15 protein-coding genes are annotated in these 23222 nt (G+C 37.9%); 12 read left to right on the top strand and 3 right to left on the bottom strand.

The window, feature by feature from the left end:
• Positions 1-54: 54 nt before the first annotated feature.
• Positions 55-1827: a long-chain fatty acid--CoA ligase gene (locus tag Q0947_RS01050; RefSeq protein WP_299390389.1), complete on the top strand. Its 1773-nt coding sequence runs from the start codon at positions 55-57 to the stop codon at positions 1825-1827.
• Positions 1828-1865: 38 nt separating this feature from the next.
• Here Q0947_RS01050 and Q0947_RS01045 read toward each other — a convergent pair whose 3' ends face one another.
• Entirely contained in the window at positions 1866-3794 is a 1929-nt protein-coding gene (locus tag Q0947_RS01045) for an LTA synthase family protein (protein ID WP_299390386.1), read from the bottom strand.
• Positions 3795-3977: 183 nt separating this feature from the next.
• Between Q0947_RS01045 and Q0947_RS01040 the strand changes: the two genes are divergently transcribed.
• From Q0947_RS01040 to Q0947_RS01000, 9 genes are all read left to right on the top strand, one after another.
• Entirely contained in the window at positions 3978-4430 is a 453-nt protein-coding gene (locus Q0947_RS01040) for a MarR family transcriptional regulator (protein ID WP_246924136.1), read from the top strand.
• Positions 4431-4434: 4 nt separating this feature from the next.
• Positions 4435-6828: a 3-hydroxyacyl-CoA dehydrogenase/enoyl-CoA hydratase family protein gene (locus Q0947_RS01035; protein ID WP_299390380.1), complete on the top strand. Its 2394-nt coding sequence runs from the start codon at positions 4435-4437 to the stop codon at positions 6826-6828.
• A 54-nt stretch (positions 6829-6882) separates the two neighbouring features.
• The gene (locus Q0947_RS01030; protein ID WP_299390377.1) at positions 6883-7239 is read left to right on the top strand and encodes a four helix bundle protein; all 357 of its coding nucleotides are present in this window, start codon (positions 6883-6885) and stop codon (positions 7237-7239) included.
• A gap of 31 nt (positions 7240-7270) precedes the next feature.
• Positions 7271-8461 (top strand): acetyl-CoA C-acyltransferase, encoded by a 1191-nt coding sequence (locus Q0947_RS01025; protein ID WP_246924144.1) that lies wholly within the window; start codon positions 7271-7273, stop codon positions 8459-8461.
• 33 nt (positions 8462-8494) lie between these two features.
• The gene (locus Q0947_RS01020; RefSeq protein WP_299390371.1) at positions 8495-8848 is read left to right on the top strand and encodes a four helix bundle protein; all 354 of its coding nucleotides are present in this window, start codon (positions 8495-8497) and stop codon (positions 8846-8848) included.
• A 135-nt stretch (positions 8849-8983) separates the two neighbouring features.
• Complete coding sequence (locus Q0947_RS01015) at positions 8984-10789, top strand: acyl-CoA dehydrogenase family protein (protein ID WP_299390368.1); 1806 nt, start codon at positions 8984-8986, stop codon at positions 10787-10789.
• A gap of 166 nt (positions 10790-10955) precedes the next feature.
• Entirely contained in the window at positions 10956-12248 is a 1293-nt protein-coding gene (locus Q0947_RS01010) for a DUF6265 family protein (RefSeq protein ID WP_299390365.1), read from the top strand.
• Positions 12249-12280: 32 nt separating this feature from the next.
• On the top strand, positions 12281-13618 hold the full coding sequence (locus tag Q0947_RS01005) for a M28 family peptidase (protein ID WP_299390362.1): 1338 nt from the start codon (positions 12281-12283) through the stop codon (positions 13616-13618).
• A gap of 3 nt (positions 13619-13621) precedes the next feature.
• A complete protein-coding gene (locus Q0947_RS01000) occupies positions 13622-15241 on the top strand; it encodes a M1 family metallopeptidase (protein WP_299390360.1) in 1620 nt (539 codons plus the stop codon).
• A 528-nt stretch (positions 15242-15769) separates the two neighbouring features.
• On the opposite strand, the gene Q0947_RS00995 is transcribed toward Q0947_RS01000, so the two are convergent.
• Together Q0947_RS00995 and Q0947_RS00990 are read right to left on the bottom strand one after the other, a co-directional pair.
• The gene (locus Q0947_RS00995; protein ID WP_299390357.1) at positions 15770-17236 is read right to left on the bottom strand and encodes a magnesium chelatase; all 1467 of its coding nucleotides are present in this window, start codon (positions 17234-17236) and stop codon (positions 15770-15772) included.
• Between the two features lie 119 nt (positions 17237-17355).
• A complete protein-coding gene (locus Q0947_RS00990) occupies positions 17356-18483 on the bottom strand; it encodes a VWA domain-containing protein (RefSeq protein ID WP_299390354.1) in 1128 nt (375 codons plus the stop codon).
• A 181-nt stretch (positions 18484-18664) separates the two neighbouring features.
• Between Q0947_RS00990 and Q0947_RS00985 the strand changes: the two genes are divergently transcribed.
• Positions 18665-20611 carry a prolyl oligopeptidase family serine peptidase gene (locus tag Q0947_RS00985; RefSeq protein ID WP_299390351.1) on the top strand — a complete coding sequence of 649 codons (1947 nt, stop codon included), beginning with the start codon at positions 18665-18667 and terminating at the stop codon, positions 20609-20611.
• A 223-nt stretch (positions 20612-20834) separates the two neighbouring features.
• Positions 20835-23210, top strand: a complete 2376-nt coding sequence (locus Q0947_RS00980; protein WP_299390348.1) for a heavy metal translocating P-type ATPase metal-binding domain-containing protein — start codon at positions 20835-20837, stop codon at positions 23208-23210.
• Positions 23211-23222 lie beyond the last annotated feature (12 nt).

Genomic DNA, 23222 nt, shown 5'->3' with positions numbered 1-23222 from the left:
TTTGAAAATCCTATTTAATTTCATACTTTGCAGAGACTAAACTTCACATAACTAATGACAGGTATTACCAGAATTTTTGATATTCCTAAATATCAATTAGAGAATTATAATCTTGATAAAGCGCTAATTACTAAATATAATGGCGAATGGAAATCAATTTCTTCAAAGGAATATGTTGAGAAAGCCAATGCTATAAGTAGAGGTTTACTACGCTTAGGAATCCAACCGAATGATAAAATTGCCGTCATTTCTACGAATAATAGAACAGAATGGCATGTTTTGGATATTGGAATCCTTCAAATTGGTGCGCAAAACACACCAATTTACCCTACTATTTCCGAACAAGATTATGAGTATATTCTAAATCACTCTGAATCTGTTATCTGTTTTGTTTCTGATGCAGAAGTGATGGCTAAAGTGAATGCCATTAAAGACAACACAAAACTAAGAGCAGTTTACACGTTTGATGATGTAAAAGGAGAAAAAAGTTGGAATGAGGTTTTAGAATTAGGCAAGGACGAGAGTAACCAAAATGAGGTAGAAACACGAATGGCTGCTGTAAAACCAGGAGATTTGGCAACCTTAATTTATACTTCTGGAACTACTGGCCGACCAAAAGGCGTCATGCTTTCCCATGATAATTTAGTCTCAAATGTTTTAGCAAGTCAAAAACGCGTTCCGTTCGAAAATGGGAAGTCTAAATCCTTAAGCTTTTTACCCGTGTGTCACGTTTTTGAGCGCATGGTAATCTATCTTTATCAAGTCTGCGGTGTAGAAATCTATTTTGCAGAATCTATTGATAAAATGAGTGAGAATCTGCAGGAAGTCAAGCCAAATGTGATGACTGCAGTCCCAAGACTTTATGAGAAAGTTTACGATAAGATTGTTGCTAAAGGAAGTGATTTAACAGGAATCAAGAAAAAATTATTCTTTTGGGCGATTGAATTAGGCCTTAAATATGAACCATACGGCGCTAATGGATGGTGGTATGAAACACAACTTAAATTAGCCAGAAAACTCATATTTAGCAAGTGGAAAGAAGGCCTTGGTGGCGAATTGGACTTAATGGTTTCTGGAAGCGCCGCGTTACAACCTCGATTAACGAAAACTTTTGCTGCGGCAGGTATGCCTATTATGGAAGGTTACGGCTTAACCGAAACCTCTCCAGTTATTGCAGTAAATGATATGCGTAATGGTGGCTTTAGAGTTGGCACTGTTGGAAAAATTATTGATAAGGTAGATGTTCAAATTGCTGCTGACGGAGAGATTCTTGTAAAGGGACCAAACGTTATGTTAGGCTATTTTAAAGAACCTGAAAAGACTAAGGAAGTTATGTCTGGCGATTATTTTCACACTGGCGACATTGGTGAAATTGATGCTGACGGCTTTTTAAAGATTACGGATCGTAAGAAAGAAATGTTTAAGACTTCTGGTGGTAAATATGTGGCTCCTGCCCTAATCGAAAATCAATTAAAGCAATCTCGATTTATAGAACAAATTATGGTGATTGGCGAAGGCGAAAAAATGCCTGCTGCCTTAATTCAACCTAATTTTGAATTTATTAAGGAATGGATCAAAAAGAAAAATAAAAACATTCCATTGGACAATGAATCTATCATGAAATCTGACGTCGTAATTGCTCGCATTCAGAGAGAAATTGATGACGCCAATGAACATTTTGCAAAATGGGAACAAGTTAAAAGATTTGAAATCACTCCAGATATATGGACCATTGAAGGTGGACATTTGACACCAACCTTGAAAATGAAACGAAAGATTATCAAAGAAATGTATAAAGATCTTATCGAAAAGATTTACAGACCATAATAAAAAAGAGCTTCATAAATTGAAGCTCTTTTTTTTAGTTATTGGTTCAGCTTTTTATCTACAATGCGTTCAAAGTAATCTTTTAAAAATGCCTTGCAGGCCAATTCTACCTCTTCCATTTCTGGCGTTTTGTTCGCAATCAGATTATGCTCTAAGCTTTTATCGTTAATATCATAAAACCCTGTGGCGCGCTTTCCATCAAATGTACAAATGTAATTGCCGCGTTGTAAATGGTATTGAGAGGCATTATGATTTATCGCAAAAGGTTCCACACCGTCATCAGAAACCAGGCTCCTGCCCCAACTCCTAAATGGTTTGTTGTACCCAATCAGATCCATTATAGTAGGATAAATATCAATTTGCTGAGCCAATTCATTCTGTGTGCCAACTAAACTGCCATCAGATTTGTAAAACATAATTGGTACTGCACGACGGTTCACAACCTTATTATATTCATCAAAATACACTTGGTTGCAATGGTCGGCCGTAATCACAAAAATAGTATTGTCAAACCAAGGTTCTTTTTTAGCTGCTTCAAAAAACTTTTTAAATGCATAATCAGTGTACCCAACAGGCTCATGCATAGCTACATGTCCTTTTGGAAACTTTCCATCATATTTTTCCGGAATATTAAATGGCTCATGAGACGACACGGTAAATATAGAACTGAAAAAAGGCTCGGTTTTCTTGTCGAGTGTCGTTTTCATGAATTGCATAAATGGTTCATCCCAAATACCCCAACTCCCATCAAAATCATCATCATTACCATATTCTTCCATACCATAATAATGATCAAACCCCAAAATATTGCTAAACCCTAAGAAACCCATAGAACCATTGGGAGCGCCGTGAAAAAATGAGGTATCATAATCCAAATCATTCATTATAGAAACCAAACTTTGAATCTTCTGATTGGAATAACTAGAAGACGTAAAGGCATCAACAAACGACGGAATCCCGGATAATACAGACGACATCCCATGAATTGACTTTGCACCATTAGCAAAAGCATTGGGGAATATGAGACTGTGCTGTGCTAGAGAATCTAGAAATGGCGTATAACTTTCGTAATTGGGAATCCCAGAATCCTTATTAAACGCTCCAATATATTCCCTGCCCATACTTTCAGTAATAATGACAATAATATTCGGCTTTGTTGGTGCATTCGTAGTGTATTGCTTAATCGGCTTGATGTAGAATTTCACTTCCTCATCACTAATTTCGTAATCCACTTTCTTAAAGCTATTATTTCCAAAGGTCCTAATAAAGGCAAAGGTCGTATTGAGAACCAAATCGGCCTGTTCCATTTTTTTGACGTGCTTACTGGCATCCACCAAGTTAATTGGACGCGTACTTTTTTTGAAATCGCCTCCCCTAATTCCACCAACAATTAAAGTTCCGATAATGACAAATCCGATTATGGACGACAAATAATAAGTCTTCGTAGAGAGACGCTGTTCTGTCTGAGGAAGTTTGACGTGTTTATAGAGATAAATCCAAAGGACACTCACCAATATAAATAGCACATAAACGTGCCAATAACTGATCAGGAATCTGAAGAACATTTCTGTTTTATTGCCTTCATTCTTAACCACATCCAAAACTGATAGCGTTGTTCTAGCAAAATTGAATTTGTAATAGATAAAATCAACAAAATTAAGCGTATACGCCACCAGGTTGGTTGCAAAATACACATAGAATAACAACTTTCGGTACCAAGGTGCGGTGGTGGCACGTAGCGGTATAATAGAAAGCACGATGAAAAGGAGGTTCACATATAAAATGGCCGCTGTGTCAAAAGCCAATCCATAATAAGACAGTTTAAAAAACTCCCCTACGGTATGAACTTCCAAAACATCATAGTTGTATAGGAAGAATAAAACTCTGGCAACAAAATAAAACACATAGACCAAAAACAGACGGTAGAGTAAGATTTTGTATTCCTGTTTTCGAAAAAATAACGTCATATCAATAATTTCCTGGTGAATATTGGCGGCAAAAGTACAAATAACGCGCGCAGTATTATAAAATTGTTATTTAATAGTCTCCAAAATATCAATTCATTACTCCAAAAATTTCTAAATAATTTATCCCAATTTACTATGCATGCATAATAAATTTTTGTATATTTGGATTCCTTATGATTTACAATGAAAGATAAAACCATTGATTATGTACTAAAAACCACTTGGTTAGCAGTTACAAAAATGTATAATGAAGAAGCATCTAAGTTTGACACCACAATGGCAACAGGCTTCGCACTATTAAGTATTGATCCCGAAAAAGGAACCCCTTCTACCGCTATGGGACCGAAAATGGGCATGGAAGCCACGAGCTTGTCCAGAACTTTAAAAGCTATGGAAGCACGTGGATTAATTGAACGTCGACCCAATCCGGAAGATGGACGTGGCGTTTTGATCTTTCTAACCGATTTTGGAAAAGAAAAACGTGCCTACTCGAGAGAAAAAGTTCTGATTTTCAATGAAGCCATTCGCAAGAATGTGACTGAAGAACAGTTGACCCACTTTTATGAAGTTGCCGAAAAAATCAACAACATGATTTCAAATAAAAATATTTACAATCAAAAAGAAAATAGTTTATAATAATATGAGCAAACGTAGAATAAAAAGAGTAGCCATTGTTGGCTCCGGAATTATGGGAAGCGGTATTGCATGTCATTTTGCCAATATTGGTGTGGATGTGTTGCTTCTTGACATTGTTCCAAGAGAATTGACAGATGCTGAAAAAGCTAAAGGATTAACTTTAGAGGACAAAGCCGTTAGAAACAGAATTGTAAATGATTCTCTGACTGCCTCTCTAAAATCGAAACCCTCTCCTATTTACCACCAATCTTTTGCAAGTAGAATTACTACAGGTAATCTTGAAGATGACATTGCCAAAGTAAAGGATGTGGATTGGATTATGGAAGTTGTTGTGGAACGCTTGGATATTAAGCAACAAGTTTTTGAAAAACTTGAGAAACACAGAACACCTGGTACGTTAATTACGTCTAACACTTCTGGTATTCCTATCCATTTTATGAGTGAAGGCCGAAGTGAAGATTTCCAAAAGCATTTCTGTGGAACTCACTTTTTTAACCCTGCACGTTACTTAAAATTATTTGAAATCATTCCTGGACCAAAAACATCTCCAGAGGTGTTGGATTTCTTAAATGGTTATGGTGAAAAATTCTTAGGAAAAACATCAGTTATTGCTAAGGATACGCCGGCATTTATCGGAAACCGTATCGGAATCTTCGGAATCCAAAGTTTATTCCATCAAGTTAAGGAAATGGACTTAACGGTTGAAGAAGTCGATAAATTAACTGGACCTGTTATTGGCCGTCCAAAATCGGCAACTTTTAGAACTGTTGATGTGGTTGGATTAGACACATTAGTCCACGTGGCAAATGGCATCTATGACAACTGTCCAGAAGATGAAGCTCACGAACTTTTCAAATTACCAGATTTCATCAACACCATGATGGAAAATAAATGGTTGGGAAGTAAAACTGGACAAGGTTTCTACAAAAAAGAAGGCAAGGATATTAGAACATTAGATCTAAATACCTTAGAATATAGAGATAAAAAATCTGCACGATTTGCAACCTTAGAACTCACAAAAACTGTGGATAAAGTTGTAGACCGTTTCCCGATTTTAATCTCAGGAAAAGATAAAGCAGGCGAATTTTATAGAAAGAACTTTGCAGCCATGTTTGCTTATGTTTCTAATAGAATTCCAGAAATAACCGATGAGCTATACAAAATAGACGACGCTATGAAAGCTGGATTTGGATGGGAACACGGACCTTTCCAAATTTGGGATGCTGTCGGTGTTGAAAAAGGTATCGAATTGATGAAAGCGGAAGGTTTAGAGCCTGCAGCTTGGGTTACAGAGATGATTGCATCGGGTAGCACATCATTTTATACTGTTAAGGAAGGCAACACGTTTTTCTATAATATTCCATCAAAACAACAAGAGAAAGTTCCAGGACAGGATGCCTTTATCATATTAGATAACATCCGCAAGTCGAAAGAAGTCTTTAAAAACTCAGGTGTTGTTGTTGAAGATTTAGGAGATGGCATTTTAAATGTTGAATTCCAATCTAAAATGAACACTATTGGAGGTGATGTGCTTTCAGGCTTAAATAGAGCTTTAGACATCGCTGAAAAAGATTTCGCAGGATTGGTTGTTGGTAACCAAGCAGCAAACTTCTCAGTTGGAGCAAACATCGGAATGATCTTTATGATGGCTGCTGAACAGGAATATGATGAGTTGAACGCAGCGATTAAATATTTCCAAGATACGATGATGCGTATGCGTTATTCTGCTATCCCAACGATTGCTGCACCACATGGTATGGCACTTGGTGGCGGTTGCGAAATTTCCTTACATGCTGATATGGTAGTTGCTGCAGCTGAAACTTACATGGGACTAGTAGAGTTTGGTGTTGGTGTGATTCCTGGTGGTGGCGGTTCTAAAGAAATGGCACTTCGCGCTCAAGATACGTTTAGAAAGGGTGATGTGGAATTGAATACGCTTCAAGAATATTTCCTAACTATTGGAATGGCTAAAGTCTCTACTTCTGCTTATGAAGCTTTTGATTTAGGCCTCTTACAAAAAGGAAAAGACGTTGTGGTGGTCAATAAAGATAGACAGTTAGCGACAGCTAAAGCACATGCTAAATTAATGGCAGATGCTGGTTACACCCAACCTATAAGACGTACAGATATTAAAGTACTCGGAAAACAAGCCTTAGGAATGTTCTTAGTAGGAACAGACTCTATGGAAGACAGCAACTACATTAGTGAACATGATCAGAAAATTGCCAACAAACTAGCTTATGTAATGGCTGGAGGCGATTTATCAGAACCTACCTTAGTATCGGAACAATATTTATTGGATTTGGAGCGTGAAGCCTTCTTATCATTGTGTACCGAAAGAAAAACTTTGGAAAGAATTCAGCACATGTTGAAAACAGGGAAACCGTTACGTAATTAAGTATTAAGTACTCAGAATTAAGTACAAAGATACATGTAGACTAAATTTATGATTATGCATAGGTTTGAGGATTTAAAGATTTGGCTGAAAGCAATGGATGTGACAGAGCATTGTTATCGCGTTACCGCAAAATTCCCATCTGAAGAAAAATTTAATTTAATTTCTCAGATTAGAAGAAGTGCCGTCTCTATTCCATCAAACATTGCAGAAGGTGCTGGAAGAAATTCTAATGGAGAATTTAAACAGTTTTTAGGTATTGCCAATGGGTCTTCCTACGAATTATTAACCCAGTTATATCTTTCAGAACGCTTAAAATTAGTCACAAAAGAAACAATTAAACCGATTATTAATGACATTGTAGAAGTATGTAAAATGAATTTTTCATTACAAAACACGCTCACAAAATCTTAATACTAAATACTAAAATCTTAATACTATTTCAATGAAACAAGCATATATAGTAAAAGCATACAGAACTGCTGTTGGTAAAGCGCCCAAAGGTGTTTTCCGATTTAAAAGAACGGACGAGCTCGCTGCTGAGACCATCCAGTACATGATGAAAGAATTGCCTAACCTCGACAAGAAACGTATTGACGACGTTATTGTGGGTAACGCAATGCCAGAAGGTGCACAAGGCCTTAACATGGCACGATTCATTTCGTTGATCGGATTGGACACTGTGGATGTTCCTGGTGTAACTATCAATCGTTTTTGTGCCTCAGGTATCGAAACTATTGGAATTGCCACCGCTAAAATTCAAGCAGGCATGGCCGATTGCATCATTGCAGGTGGTGCTGAAAGTATGAGTGCTGTACCGATGACCGGATTTAAACCGGAATTAAATTACGATACCGTAAAAGCGGGTCACCCAGATTATTATTGGGGAATGGGAAATACTGCGGAAGCAGTTGCCAACCAATTCAAAGTGTCTCGAGAAGATCAGGATGAGTTTGCCTATCATTCGCATATGAAAGCTTTAAAAGCACAAGCAGAAGATCGTTTTCAAAAACAAATTGTACCGATTACTGTTGATCAAACGTATATTGATGCCAACGGTAAAAAAGCTACGAAATCTTACACAGTTACTAAAGATGAAGGCCCAAGAGCAGGAACAAGTTTAGAAGCCCTTGCGAAATTGCGTCCAGTATTTGCTGCCAACGGAAGTGTAACCGCAGGAAACTCATCACAAATGAGTGACGGTGCTGCGTTTGTAATGATCATGAGTGAAGATATGGTTAAAGAATTAAATCTTGAACCTATTGCACGATTAGTGAATTATGCTGCCGCAGGTGTTGAACCGCGCATTATGGGTATTGGTCCAGTAAAAGCGATTCCAAAAGCATTAAAGCAAGCAGGTTTACAGCAAAAAGATTTAGAATTAATTGAGTTAAACGAAGCGTTTGCTTCACAATCTATTGCCGTTATCAGAGAATTGGATTTAAATCCAGACATCATTAACGTTAATGGAGGCGCCATTGCCTTAGGTCACCCACTAGGATGTACAGGTTCAAAATTATCCGTACAGTTATTTGATGAAATGCGTCAGCGTAACATGCAAGGAAAATACGGAGCCGTGACGATGTGCGTAGGTACAGGTCAAGGCGCTTGTGGGATATTTGAGTTCCTCAACTAGAATCAGGACTACTAGAATCAAGAACCAAGACTAATGCATAATTTTAAAAAATTAAAAATTTGGGAAGAGTCAATCAGTCTAGTTCAACATAGTTATAGGCTGACGCGAACTTTTCCAGATTTTGAAAAATTTGCTTTAGTGACACAAATGAACAGATGTGCAGTATCAATTCCTTCGAACATATCAGAAGGATCGAGCAAAAGCACTGACAAACATTTTAATAAATATCTTGAAGACAGTTTAGGTTCAGCATTCGAATGGGAAACACAATTGATAGTGGCATTTAACGAAAACTACTTGTCACAAGAAAAATTTAAAGAACTAGAACAAAAAATAATACACATTCAAAAAATGATTTCAAGATTTCAATCTGGACTAATTTTTTAGTCTTGGCTCTTGACTCTTGGCTCTTGATTGATTTAAATAACAGAACAAAGACGTTAGTATTAAGTATCAAGATGAATAAAATTCAACTTTTTTAATCTTAATACTTAATACCAAATACTTAATACTACTAACAACATGGAAGCACAACAAGAAAAAGAAATATTACGAGGTGGACAGTTCCTCGTAAAGGAAACAAAATGCGAAGACGTATTTACACCTGAAGATTTTAACGAAGAGCAAAAGATGATGCGCGACTCGGTTATTGAATTTAATGACCGTGAGATTATACCAAACAGAGATCGTTTTGAGGCTAAAGATTATGCACTTACTGAAGAAGTCATGCGTAAGGCAGGAGAAATGGGATTCTTAGGTGTGTCTGTTCCTGAAGCTTATGGCGGATTGGGAATGGGGTTTGTTTCTACCATGATTGTATGTGAGTACATTTCTAGTGGAACAGGATCTTTTAGTACAGCCTTTGGAGCACATACAGGAATTGGAACAATGCCAATTACACTTTATGGAACTGAAGAGCAGAAACAAAAATATGTTCCAAAACTAGCTACAGGCGAATGGTTTGGTGCCTATGCATTAACAGAACCAGGCGCTGGATCTGATGCCAATTCTGGTAAAACTACCGCTACGCTTTCGGAAGATGGCAAATCATATAAAATCAACGGACAAAAAATGTGGATCTCCAATGCTGGATTCTGCGACTTGTTTATTGTATTTGCGCGTATAGAAAATGATAAAAACATCACCGGATTTATCGTTGAGAAAGATCTTAACAACGGCATTTCTTTAGGTGAAGAAGAGCATAAATTAGGTATTCATGCGTCTTCAACACGTCAAGTATTCTTTAGTGATACAGTGGTTCCTGTTGAAAATATGTTGGCTGGTCGTGGCGAAGGATTTAAAATTGCTATGAACGCCTTAAATATTGGTCGTATTAAACTTGCTGCGGCGTGTTTAGATTCTCAAAGAAGAATTACCACCAATGCCGTGCAATATGCTAATGAGCGCAAGCAATTTAACACGCCAATCTCAGACTTTGGTGCGATCAAGTTAAAGTTGGCTGAAATGGCAACTAACTGTTATGCTGGTGAATCTGCATCATACAGAGCTGCTAAAAATATTGAAGACCGTATTGCGCTTCGTGAAGCTGCAGGTAATTCACATCAAGAAGCTGAATTAAAAGGTGTTGAAGAATACGCTATCGAATGTTCTATCCTAAAAGTTGCCGTTTCTGAAGATGTACAACATTGTGCTGATGAAGGCATCCAAATTTTTGGTGGAATGGGCTTCTCTAAAGATACGCCTATGGAAGCTGCTTGGAGAGATGCACGTATTGCAAGAATTTACGAAGGCACCAATGAAATCAACAGAATGTTATCTGTAGGAATGTTGGTTAAAAAAGCAATGAAAGGCCATGTCGATTTATTAGGTCCTGCTCAAGCGGTGGCTGATGAATTAATGGGAATCCCTTCTTTTGATACGCCTGATTACTCTGAACTATTTGCAGAAGAAAAGGAAATGATTGCTAAACTGAAGAAAGTTTTCTTAATGGTTGCAGGTGCTGCTGTTCAAAAATTCGGTCCAGAATTAGATGGTCAACAACAATTGTTATTGGCTGCTTCTGATATTCTGATTGAAATTTACATGGCAGAATCCACTATCTTGAGAACTGAGAAAAACGCAAAACGTTTTGGTGAAGCGTCTCAAGAAATTCAGATTGCAATGGCTAAATTATACTTATACAATGCCGTTTCTAAAGTAGAAAAGAATGGTAAGGAAAGTATTATTTCATTCGCTGAAGGAGATGAACAACGTATGATGCTTATGGGTCTGAAGCGTTATGTGAAATATACCAACTATCCAGATATTGTGGATTTACGTAAAGCAATTGCTGAAAAAGTAAAAGCTGACAATAAATATAGTTTCTAAAATTCTGACTAACATAAATTTTATTAACTAAGAAAAGCCAATTCATTAATTTGAATTGGCTTTTTGCTTTTAAATACAATTGGATTTTATTGAAATGTACCAACTGCTATGCTCAATTTATGCTCCCGTAGCGTCAAAAATTATATCTTTATGAAAATTAACTTCCATGAGATCACGCTTTTTAATCTTGTTTGTATTTAGCTTTTGCTACAGTTTCTCTCAACCGAATACCGAAGTATTTCTATTTGATTTGAATCCCAAAAAAGAAACTTTACAACTGTCTAATATTAAAAATATTTCCAACAATGAAGGCTATGACAACCAACCCTCGTTTATAGACAATGAATCGATTCTCTTTGCAGGATCGAGAAATGGACAAACGGACATCATCAAATATGACCTTAATTATGGCTTAAAAACATGGATTTGCTTTACGGAAGGCGGTGAATATTCGCCCTTAAAAATCCCAAATCAAGATGCCGTTGCCGCAATTAGATTGGATCCTGACGGAAAGCAACGCCTTTATCGCTATAATCTAAATAACAGCACAAACGAAGTTATACTTGACACCTTGGTAGTTGGTTACCATGTTTGGTCAAACGAAAATCAGATCGTTTCGGCGGTTTTGGAAAACGACTATCTATCCCTGTATGTTTCTAATTTAAAAACGAAGGAAAACAAAAGAGTAGCGACACATATTGGCCGATCGTTACATCAAATTCCGAACTCAAATTTGATCAGTTTTATTTCTAAGAATACCACTGGGCCTTCGGAAATAAAATCATTAAATCCCGCAAACGGAACTATTAAAACTATTGCTACAGCACTCCCGGGCGTTGAGGACATGTATTGGCTGGAAATTGGACAGATATTAATGACCAAAGGCGATGCCATTTACAAACTCAACACGAGGAATCCTACAGAATGGAATGAAGTAGCTACCTTGAAGGAGTTTGGCATATCAAACCTTTCACGTTTAGCGATTAGCCCTAACGGCAAAAAGTTAGCGATTGTTGGTGAACTAACAGCAAAAAATGAAGTTGCTCCGGACACTCCTTTAGCGCCAACTCTTGAAAACATCAAATGGATTGCTGGCAATTGGAAAGGTGAAGCGTTTGGCGGACAAACGGAAGAAAATTGGAGCGAACCTACAGGCGGATCGATGATGGCGACATTTAAATTGATTGAAAAGGGCACTGTGGTCTTTTATGAGATTGAAATTATTCGTGAAGTGGACAACACCTTGATGCTGCAGCTAAAACATTTTAGCAACGACCTTAAAGGATGGGAGGAAAAAGATGAAACCATCGATTTTCCATTAAAGGAAATCACCTCAAATAAAGTGGTATTTGAAGGCATGACCTTTGAAAGAATAAGCGCTAATGAAATGAACGTGTACGTCGATATAAAACAAAAAGATGGCAGTATCGAGAACGTGAGATTCAATTATAAAAAATAAAATTGCCACATCATCTATCAAATTAAGCTACTATGAATTATCTTTTAAAATATGGTCTTACACTTTGTTTTTGTGTGAGCCTCAACGCCCAAACAGATCAAAAAATCTACGATATCATTGATGCTGTTTCTGCACAGCGCATTGAAAAAGATGTCCAAACACTCGTTAATTTTGGAACCCGAAATACCTTTAGCGATACGGTTTCAGAAACTCGGGGAATCGGCGCTGCACGACGTTGGATTAAAAAAGAATTTGAAAACATCTCCAAAGCATGCAATAACTGTTTGGCGGTTTCTTACCAAAAGGATTTTGTAACCAAGGAAGGAAATAGCCGTGTACCGCATGACGCTTGGATTGTTAATGTAGTAGCCATTCAGAAAGGCACTAAATATCCCAACCGCTATATCATCATGAGTGGCGATATTGATTCGCGCGGGAGTGATACCATGGATTTTACAACAGATGCTCCCGGCGCTAATGATAACGCTTCGGGAATGGCAGGAACCATTGAGGCAGCTCGTGTCTTATCAAAATATAAATTCGAAAATAGCATTATTTATGTTGGCTTATCGGGAGAAGAACAAGGCCTATTTGGTGGCACTGGGTTGGCTGCTTATGCTAAAGAAAAAGGTTGGGACATTATTGGCGTTTTGAATAATGATATGATTGGCAATATTGAAGGTGTAGATGGCGTAATCGATAACCGCAGCTTCCGAATTTTTTCTGAACCCGTCCCTCCTACTGAAACTGAAAAGGAGCGTCAAATGCGCCGATTTTACGGTGGTGAAGTCGATGGAATTTCACGTCAATTGGCACGTTATGTGCACAAAACTACACAAACGTATATGCCAGAAATGAATCCGATGCTGGTGTACAGATTAGATCGATTTGGTCGTGGCGGGCACCACCGTCCCTTTAACGATTTAGGGTTTCCTGGCATCCGAATTATGGAAGCTCATGAGAATTACACCCAACAACATCAAGACATTCGTACCGAAAACGGCATTACTTATGGTGATACTTTTGAACACGTTAATTTTCCTTATGCGGCTAAATTAACCGCAGTCAACGCTATTAGCATGGCTAGTTTAGCATCCGCTCCTCCTCCACCTAAAACTGTTGCTATTGGCGGCATTGTGGAACCATCGGCTAAATTAAAATGGGATAAAGTAGACGGGGCTATAGGTTATAAAATTTATTGGAGAGACACAACCTCACCAACTTGGGACCATTCCAGATATGTTAGCAATAGTGAAGAATTCACGCTCGATGGCATTGTCATAGATAATTACTATTTTGGCGTCGCTTCTGTGGGCGCAAATGGTCATGAAAGCGTGGTAGTATTCCCAAATTCAATTTTAAGAAATTAACCAATGAACAAGTATATTTTAATAGTTATTGCATTAACATTTCAAACGGTAACAGCTCAAGAGAAATCCTTTACAAAACAGGACACGTTGAGAGGCTCTATAACGCCAGAACGCGCTTGGTGGAATTTGACCTATTATCATTTGGATGTTGAAGTTGACCCTTCAACAAAATCTATTAAAGGGAAAAACACTGTTCAGTATAAGGTTTTGGAGCCACATAACGTGCTTCAAATTGATTTACAATCCCCTTTAACCATTACCAAAGTCACTCAAGACGATATTCCTTTAGAGGTTTCTCATGACGGCAATGCGCATTTTATCACCTTGAAAAATGCTCAGGAATTAGGAAGCATTCAAAGTTTAGATGTGTATTATGAAGGTCAGCCTAAAGAAGCTATAAGAGCTCCTTGGGATGGTGGATTCTCTTGGAAAAAAGATGACAACGGTAATGATTTTGTAGCGACTTCTTGCCAAGGACTTGGCGCTAGCGTTTGGTGGCCTAACAAAGATCATATGTATGATGAAGTTGACAGTATGCTTATAAGCGTGACTGTTCCGAAGGAGTTGATGAATGTTTCTAACGGGCAATTACGCAGTATTGAAGAACATAACAATGGAAAAAAGACTTACAATTGGTTCGTCAATAATCCTATCAATAATTATGGTGTGAATGTCAACATCGGGGATTATGTCCATTTTTCAGAAGTTTATAACGGCGAAAAAGGACCGTTAAAAATGGATTATTATGTATTACGGGACAATCTCGAAAAGGCAAAGACACATTTCAAGGATGCCCCACGAATGATGGAAGCTTTTGAATATTGGTTTGGGCCTTATCCATTTTATGAAGATGGTTTTAAATTGGTGGAAGTGCCTTATTTAGGAATGGAGCACCAAAGTTCAGTCACTTATGGAAATGATTACAAAAAAGGCTATTTAGGACGCGATTTATCAGGCACTGGTTGGGGTTTAAAGTTTGATTTTATCATTATTCATGAATCTGGCCACGAGTGGTTCGCAAATAACATTACCTACAAAGACATTGCAGACATGTGGATTCATGAGAGTTTTACCGCTTATTCGGAGAGTTTGTTTTTAGAGTATTTCTACGGAAAAAATGCAGGCGCGGAATATGTTATTGGAACACGTCGCGCTATTCAAAACGACAGCCCAATTATTGGGCAGTATGACGTGAACCAATCGGGTTCAGGCGACATGTATTACAAAGGCTCCAATATGTTACACACCTTAAGACAGTGGGTTAATGATGATGACAAGTGGCGACAAATATTAAGAGGATTAAACGAAACATTCTACCACAAAACCGTGACTACAGCCCAAATTGAAAACTATATTTCTGAAATGTCAGGTATTGATTTAAACGCGTTCTTTAATCAATATTTAAGAGATTCTAAAATCCCTACATTAGAATACGAACTTAAAGATGAACACTTAAAATACCGTTGGACCAATACAGTGGCTAATTTTGAAATGCCTATTGAAATAACTATCGATGGGAAAAATCAGAAAATAGGTCCAAAAGCAAGTTGGTCCACATTAAAAGTAAAAGGAAAAACTATAACTGTTGAACCTGATTATTACGTAGACTCAAAGCAGCTATAGACTCCGGCTCTTAATTCAAAAACAAAAAAACTCAGTAGTGATGCTACTGAGTTTTTTGTTCTTGAATTAAAAGGGAACATATTATTTTGTCATGTCGAATGCAAAGAGGCAACATCCTGTTTGTCATGTCGAACGCAGTGAGACATCACATAACAATGGTCTACCCCGTATTACTGTTATGGGATTCCTCCTTACGTCGGAATGACAAACCCCAAGAGGAATCGGAAGAAGTGAGACATAATTTGTCATGTCGAATGCAATGAGACAACATACCGTTTGTCATGTCGAACGCAGTGAGACATCACATAACAGTGGTCTACCCCGCATTACTCTTATGGGATTCCTCCTTACGTCGGAATGACAAATACTATGATCGCGACACAGTTTGTCATGTCGAACGCAGTGAGACATCACATTATAGAAGTCTCCCCCGTATTACTGTTATGGGATTCCTCCTTACGTCGGAATGACAAATACTAAGAGGAATGACAAATACTAAATGGAATGAGTTGAATCCATACGTATTCCCTAAATACCGCTTATAAAACTTCCGTAAGGATCTTTAAAGTGTGTGCCTTCTGAAAATCGGAACTTATTTAATTGTTTAAACTCAACCAACGCCCAAAGCACGAATTCTTTCACGAAATAACTTTCGGCCTTAGATAGGTTCGGTTGATGTTTTGTCAACAACTCATCTAAAGGCGAAATAGAATCTAACACTGCTTTATACTCCTTATCAGTTAAATCATCTAACAATTCGAACCCATCTTTTTGGTTAAAGAACCATGAGATAATATCATCATAATCCGTTTCAGCATCTTCCTTCTTCAATTTTTCAATCTTCGGGAAAAACTCTTCAAACAGACTTTTAACTGCTTCGCCAATTAAATTATAAGCCACAACGGCCGCTCCTTCCTGCTCTCCTTCATAAACCAACTCCACTTTCCCAGTAATGGAAGGAATAATACCTACAAAATCGCTCAAGCGGACCATCGTTTTATCGTCACCTGCTTTTAAAGCGCGACGTTCTGCAGTACTCAATAAATTCTCAAGAGCTGTAATACTCATACGTGCACTTACACCACTTTTAGCATCAATAAAGTCGCTATCACGGGCTTCAAAAACAATCTGCTCCAATAAATCCCGAGCCAAATCTGGAACCTCAACCATGTCCTTCTGACCTTCTACTAAGCGTGCTTCTTGCTCTGTAATTAAGCGTGCTGTTTCAATATCTGAAGGATAATGAGTCAGAATTTGAGACCCAATTCTATCTTTCAATGGGGTTACGATACTCCCTCTATTCGTATAATCTTCAGGGTTTGCCGTAAATAAAAACTGAATATCCAACGGCAGTCTCAATTTGAATCCTCTAATTTGAATATCACCTTCCTGTAAAATATTAAATAAGGCCACCTGAATTCGTGCCTGCAAATCTGGTAGCTCATTAATCACAAAAATAGAGCGGTTGGCACGTGGAATCATGCCGTAATGAATCACACGATCATCTGCATAACTCAATTTTAAGTTGGCTGCTTTAATCGGATCTACATCACCAATTAAATCGGCTACGGTAACATCTGGCGTTGCCAATTTCTCAGCAAAACGCTCACTTCTGTGCAACCAAAAAATCGGCGTATCATCGCCTTTCTCTTTAATCAATTCTTTAGCAAATCTTGAAATTGGATGTAATGGATCATCATTAATTTCTGAACCTTCCACTACTGGAATATATTCATCCAAAAGATTTAGCATCAAACGCGCTAATCTAGTCTTCGCTTGTCCGCGCAACCCTAATAAATTAATGTTATGTCTTGATAAAATGGCACGTTCCAATTCTGGAACTACGGTATTCTCGTAGCCATGAACACCTTCAAAAGTGGTTTCTTTATTCTTAATTTTCCGAATCAGATTATCTCGTAATTCATCTTTTATGGACTTGCTTTGGTACCCAGCCTTTTTTAACTCGCCTAGGGTCGTAATTTTTTCTATGTTCATATTCTTATTTCAATATTTTGTGTACTGAGAACGCCAACAGATAATTATTGGTGTAAGCATCATGTACTATCAGCATTCTCTATTCTCTATTCTCTATTCTATTCTCTTTTTCTAAAAAATCACCCCCGAATTCGCTTCTTCCGATTCGTTTCATAATCCTCAAAAATCATTTCACCCAAACCTTTTAATCCGGTGTAGAAAGCTTTCCCTTGATTAGCATATGTAAATTCTCTCACAAACTGCATTAAATATGGGTCTTGCGCAATCATAAACGTAGTAATCGGAATATGAAGTTTTCTGGCTTGTTGCGCCATATCATAGCACTTGTTGGTGATGTACGGATTCAGACCTGCACTATCTTTATAATACTGGCCGTCCGGAAGTCGCAAACAACTTGGTTTTCCATCCGTAATCATAAAAATCTGTTTATTGGTATTACGTTTTCTTCGGAGTAAATCCATCGCCAATTGCAAACCAGCAACGGTATTGGTGTGATATGGGCCAACTTTTAAATACGGTAAATCCTTGATTTCAATCTGCCAGGCGTCATTTCCAAACACAATGATATCCAAAGTATCTTTCGGATAGCGCGTAGTTATCAATTCTGCCAATGCCATCGCCACTTTTTTCGCTGGAGTGATGCGGTCTTCGCCGTATAAAATCATACTGTGACTGATGTCAATCATCAAAACGGTGCTCATCTGCGATTTATGAAGCGTTTCCTCAACCACCAAATCATCTTCTGATAATCTAAAATCGCCTATACCATGGTTGATTTGAGCATTCTTTAAACTCTCGGTCATGGAGACTTTATCCAAAGCGTCCCCAAACTGATAATCTCTGTAATCGCCCGTGTGCTCATCGCCTATTCCTGGACTTTTGCTTTTATGATTACCCTGTCCACTGCGTTTGATATTCCCAAAAATATGGTCTAATGCTTGTTGCCTAATGGCGCGTTCCGTTTTCGCGGTAATGGCCATGCCGCCATTGCCATCAGGATCAATTTCTTCCCTGATATAACCTTTCTTCTTAAGGTCTTCAATAAAATCATCTATGTTATATTCTGCTGTGGTCAATTTGTATTCTTTGTCCAACTCCCGCAACCAATCTATCGCCTCATCAAAATCGCCAGAAGTGTGCGTTATCAACTCCTTAAAAATTTCAAATAGTTTATCAAAGGGAGATTGAAACGGCGCTTCGTAAGTTTTAAAAATAAAGCCTTTTCGTTTGTTTTTGTTATTTGTCATAGCCTTATAAAAATACGACTTTTTGCCTGATCACTCTCGCTATTAACATCGATTTTACAAATCAGGTAATGCGTTTTTGTTATCTTTATAGGAACTGATTGACATACAGATTGTCAGTTGGCGCTATTTTCAAAAAACCTAATACTAATAATTGTAACTAATCATCACAAAAACCAACCTCATGAAACATTTTATTTTCATCTTCTTAATTCTTTTAGGCACAAGTTGCAAGGACAACAAAAAAGCAGAAAAGGAAGATACTGCCGTGACCGTTCAGCAGTATACCATTGAACAATTTATGGATAACGAAGCCGTCAGTGGTGGTAGTTTTTCTTATGACAACTCCAAACTTTTAATCTCAAGCAACCGCTCGGGAATTTTTAATGTGTACACTGTGCCAACATCAGGCGGCAACTACACACCTATTACAGCATCAGACAGTACGTCTTATTTTGCAGAATCATTTTTCCCAAATGACGACCGTATGCTGTTGTCTGCTGATGGCAATGGGGATGAAATAAATCACATCTATTTGCGGGACACTACAGGAACCATCAAAGATTTAACTCCTGAAAAAGGGGCCAAAGCTGAATTTTATGGATGGGCCGATGATGGAAAATCATTCTACTTTGGATCTAACAAAATGAATCCGAAATTCTTTGATGTTTATGAAATGGATGTCACCAATTTCAATGCTAAAATGATTTATCAAAATAATGACGGCCTCAATTTCAGCGCCATTTCTAAGGACAAAAATCATATTGCCTTGGTACAATCCTTAAATACCAATGACAGCGATTTGTATGTTTACAATGTAAAAACAAGACAGAAAACTAAAATTAACGCCAACCAAAGCGGCAATTCCGCACAAGATTTTTCAAATGACAGTAGTGCATTATATTATACTACAGATGATGGCGTAGAATTTAGCTATTTAATGAAATACGATTTAAACACTAAAGAAACTTCTAACGTGTTACAGAAACCGTGGGACATTATGGGTGCTGGCTTTACTGAAAAAGGCTCTTATATGGTGGTTTATGTGAATGAAGATGGCAAAAATGCTATTGAAGTGATAGACACCAAAACCAATAAACCTATTGAGTTACCAAATTTTGGCGACCAAAGCATTACTAGCGTTGGATTTAGCAATGATGAAAAATGGATGCGATTATATGTTGGAGGCTCTAATATGCCATCCAATTTATACACTTACAATTTTGAAACGAAAGAACAACACCAACTCACCAATGTATTAAATGACGAGATTCACCCTGAAGATTTGGTTTCGGCCAAGGTGGTGCGCTACAAATCTTTTGATGGTGTAGAAATTCCGGCCATTTATTACCTCCCTCACCAAGCCTCTGAAAACAATAAAGTACCTGCTATGGTTTGGGTTCACGGTGGTCCTGGTGGGCAAACACGTCAGAATTTCAGTTCGATGATTCAATATATGGTGAATCATGGTTACGCTGTTTTAGCGGTCAATAACCGCGGAAGTAGTGGCTACGGGAAGACGTTTTATCAAATGGACGATTTAAATCACGGTGAAAAGGATTTGCAAGATTGTGTGGAAGGTAAAAACTGGCTTGCCACCCAACCGGAAATTGACGGTAGCAAAATCGGAATTATTGGCGGTTCATATGGCGGTTATATGACTATGGCAGCCCTTACCTATGCTCCGGAGGAATTTGATGTTGGTGTGAATTTATTTGGTGTAACCAACTGGATTAGAACGCTTAAAAGTATTCCGCCATATTGGGAATCGATGCGAAAATCATTGTATTTAGAATTGGGCGATCCCTATACGGCTGATTCTGTCCGATTGAAACGTATTTCGCCATTATTCCACACAGATAAAGTCACTAAACCACTCATCGTTTTACAAGGTTCTCAAGATCCTCGAGTCCTACAAGTGGAATCAGATGAAATTGTTGCAGGCGTACGTAAAAATGGTGTTCCTGTAGAATATGTACTTTTTGAAGATGAAGGCCACGGATTTGTCAAAAAAGAGAATCAGATTGAAGCGTATAGCCGAGTAGTGCAATTTCTGGACAAATATTTAAAAGCGGACAAACAACCTGTAGATGGTGAATTGAGATCAACAGAAATTAAAGCTGAAGATTAATCTAAATTCAAAAATAAATTTTACAATTCTAGAAACCCAAAGCTTACAGCTTTGGGTTTTTATTTTCACAAAACTCTATATATCAACCGTCTAAGAAACACCAAGTAAATTTCAAAAAAAACTTAATCGTGAATCATTAGATGTGGATTCAAACTATGACATATATCATTTTTTAAAGAGAATATAAATAGAACATTTGCGCCAGGTATAAATGAGCATTAATATGGCGCAATTAAGTTGTTTCCACTGTGGCGATCCATGTGACACATCCACTATGCACTACGATGACAAATCTTTTTGTTGTCAGGGCTGTAAAACGGTCTATGAAATTTTCTCAGAAAACGACCTGACTTGTTATTACGATTTACAATCTAACCCTGGCACCACGCCAAATGATATTCAGGGGAATTATGATTTTCTTAGCCAACAGAATATTATTGACAAATTAGTAGAGTTTGATGATGGCAAATCGCAAATTGTAACACTTTATATTCCGCAAATCCATTGCAGTTCTTGTATTTGGATCCTTGAAAACCTCAACAAACTCAACCCGAATATTTCATCGCCTCAAGTCGACTTCGGTAAGAAAACGGTGCGACTTCAATACAACTCAGAACATTACAGTTTAAAGGAAGTCGTCATTTTATTGAGTTCCATAGGCTACGAACCCTATATCAGTTTGGAAGATTTTTCTACTGGAAAGAGCCACGTTAACCGCTCCCTAATCTACAAACTCGGTATTGCCGGTTTCGCTTTTGGGAATGTGATGTTTTTATCGTTTCCAGAATATTTTGAAGTGAATGAATTTTGGTTGGAACAGTATAAACCATTCTTTAGGTGGTTAATGTTTGCATTCTCATTACCAGTAGTGTTTTATGCGTCGTCAGATTATTTTATATCCGCCTATAAAGGGTTACGTGCAAAAGCCCTAAATATTGATGTGCCTATTGCGTTAGGCATTATTGTGCTCTTTTTAAGAAGTACGATAGACATCATGTTCGATTTCGGTTCTGGTTTCTTTGATAGTTTAACCGGCCTCTTATTCTTTCTATTGTTAGGGAAATTCTTCCAACAAAAAACCTATTCTTTTTTATCGTTTGAACGGGATTATAAGTCCTATTTCCCTATCGCCATTACCAAAATAACCAAGGATGGCAAAGAACAACCCGTTCAAGTTTATGATATTAAGGAAGGTGACCGATTGTTGATCAGAAATGAGGAACTCATTCCTGTAGATGGGGTGCTCATAAAAGGTAATGCAAAAATAGATTACAGCTTTGTAACTGGCGAATCTGAAGCGGTCCGAAAAGTATCAGGCGATAAACTTTTTGCTGGTGGCAAGCAAACCTCGGGAAGTATTGAGATGGAAGCCTTAAAAAGTGTGGAGCAGAGTTATTTGACCCAATTGTGGGGAAATGATGTGTTTAACAAATCTAAGGAAGATGGCTTTACTACGCTAACCAACGTCATCAGTAAACGCTTTACCATTGTGGTCTTAAGTATTGCATTTATCTCTACAACATTTTGGTTGTTTGCCGATTCCAGTAAAGCCCTAAACGTATTCACTTCGGTTTTAATTATTGCTTGTCCGTGTGCTATTGCTTTGGCCGCGCCCTTCACCCTTGGGAATATGCTTCGGATTTTCGGAAAACATAAATTCTATCTGAAAAATGCCACGGTTATTGAGCAAATGGCGGCCATCAACACCATTATCTTCGATAAAACAGGGACGATAACTTCCAATAAACAAAGTACTGCAACGTATGAAGGGGCTACTTTATCGGCTTCCGAAGAGAAACTTCTAAAAAACACTTTGAGAGGCTCAAATCACCCACTTAGCAGAACGCTTTATGCACTTTTGGAAGAACATGACATCATTACCCTCGATCAATTTGAAGAGCATTTAGGCCAAGGGATTGAAGGCGTACACCAAGACGATCGAATTAAAATAGGATCGGCCAAGTTTGTTGGGAAAACCAACGAAACGGCCTTACTCAATACTGCCGTTCATATTAGCAGCAATGACACCTACAAAGGCAAGTACACGTTTTATAACAGTTACCGAAAAGGATTGGCACAATTGTTCAACAGGCTTAAAAAACACTACGATTTGGCCATTTTATCGGGCGATAACGAAGGTGAATTGGAGAATCTGAAAAAATTGTTGCCGGTAAGAACCAAGATGCTCTTCAACCAAAAACCAGACGACAAACTCGAATATATAAAATACCATCAAAGTGAAGGCGCTAAAGTGATGATGCTTGGCGACGGATTGAATGATGCTGGTGCTTTGGCACAAAGTAATGTAGGGATTGCACTATCTGAAAATGTCAATGTGTTTTCCCCTGCTTGTGACGCCATTTTAGATGCGGAAAATTTTAACCGCCTGGGAGATTTCCTCAGTTTATCGAAATCCGCCATAAAAATTGTGAATTGGAGCTTTATGTTGTCCTTATTCTACAATGTGATCGGGGTGTATTTTGCGGTCACCGGTCAATTAGCCCCCGTTATTGCCGCCATCTTGATGCCTTTAAGTTCAATAAGTGTCGTGGTATTTACAACCATAGCTACCAATTGGGTGTCTCGAAAATTGAAATAAATGAAGTGCATT

It is taken from the genome of uncultured Gelidibacter sp. (assembly GCF_947500795.1).
In the GTDB taxonomy this organism is placed as follows: Bacteria; Bacteroidota; Bacteroidia; order Flavobacteriales; family Flavobacteriaceae; genus Gelidibacter.
Note: the sequence above shows the minus strand (reverse complement) of the source record. Positions and strands in the feature narration are given on the sequence as shown.

Excerpts from the sequence above, each read along its gene's own strand:
- Q0947_RS01050 (WP_299390389.1), top strand. The coding sequence starts at position 55 with ATGACAGGTATTACCAGAATTTTTGATATTCCTAAATATCAATTAGAG.
- Q0947_RS01045 (WP_299390386.1), bottom strand. The coding sequence starts at position 3,794 with ATGACGTTATTTTTTCGAAAACAGGAATACAAAATCTTACTCTACCGT.
- Q0947_RS01040 (WP_246924136.1), top strand. The coding sequence starts at position 3,978 with ATGAAAGATAAAACCATTGATTATGTACTAAAAACCACTTGGTTAGCA.
- Q0947_RS01035 (WP_299390380.1), top strand. The coding sequence starts at position 4,435 with ATGAGCAAACGTAGAATAAAAAGAGTAGCCATTGTTGGCTCCGGAATT.
- Q0947_RS01030 (WP_299390377.1), top strand. The coding sequence starts at position 6,883 with ATGCATAGGTTTGAGGATTTAAAGATTTGGCTGAAAGCAATGGATGTG.
- Q0947_RS01025 (WP_246924144.1), top strand. The coding sequence starts at position 7,271 with ATGAAACAAGCATATATAGTAAAAGCATACAGAACTGCTGTTGGTAAA.
- Q0947_RS01020 (WP_299390371.1), top strand. The coding sequence starts at position 8,495 with ATGCATAATTTTAAAAAATTAAAAATTTGGGAAGAGTCAATCAGTCTA.
- Q0947_RS01015 (WP_299390368.1), top strand. The coding sequence starts at position 8,984 with ATGGAAGCACAACAAGAAAAAGAAATATTACGAGGTGGACAGTTCCTC.
- Q0947_RS01010 (WP_299390365.1), top strand. The coding sequence starts at position 10,956 with ATGAGATCACGCTTTTTAATCTTGTTTGTATTTAGCTTTTGCTACAGT.
- Q0947_RS01005 (WP_299390362.1), top strand. The coding sequence starts at position 12,281 with ATGAATTATCTTTTAAAATATGGTCTTACACTTTGTTTTTGTGTGAGC.
- Q0947_RS01000 (WP_299390360.1), top strand. The coding sequence starts at position 13,622 with ATGAACAAGTATATTTTAATAGTTATTGCATTAACATTTCAAACGGTA.
- Q0947_RS00995 (WP_299390357.1), bottom strand. The coding sequence starts at position 17,236 with ATGAACATAGAAAAAATTACGACCCTAGGCGAGTTAAAAAAGGCTGGG.
- Q0947_RS00990 (WP_299390354.1), bottom strand. The coding sequence starts at position 18,483 with ATGACAAATAACAAAAACAAACGAAAAGGCTTTATTTTTAAAACTTAC.
- Q0947_RS00985 (WP_299390351.1), top strand. The coding sequence starts at position 18,665 with ATGAAACATTTTATTTTCATCTTCTTAATTCTTTTAGGCACAAGTTGC.
- Q0947_RS00980 (WP_299390348.1), top strand. The coding sequence starts at position 20,835 with ATGGCGCAATTAAGTTGTTTCCACTGTGGCGATCCATGTGACACATCC.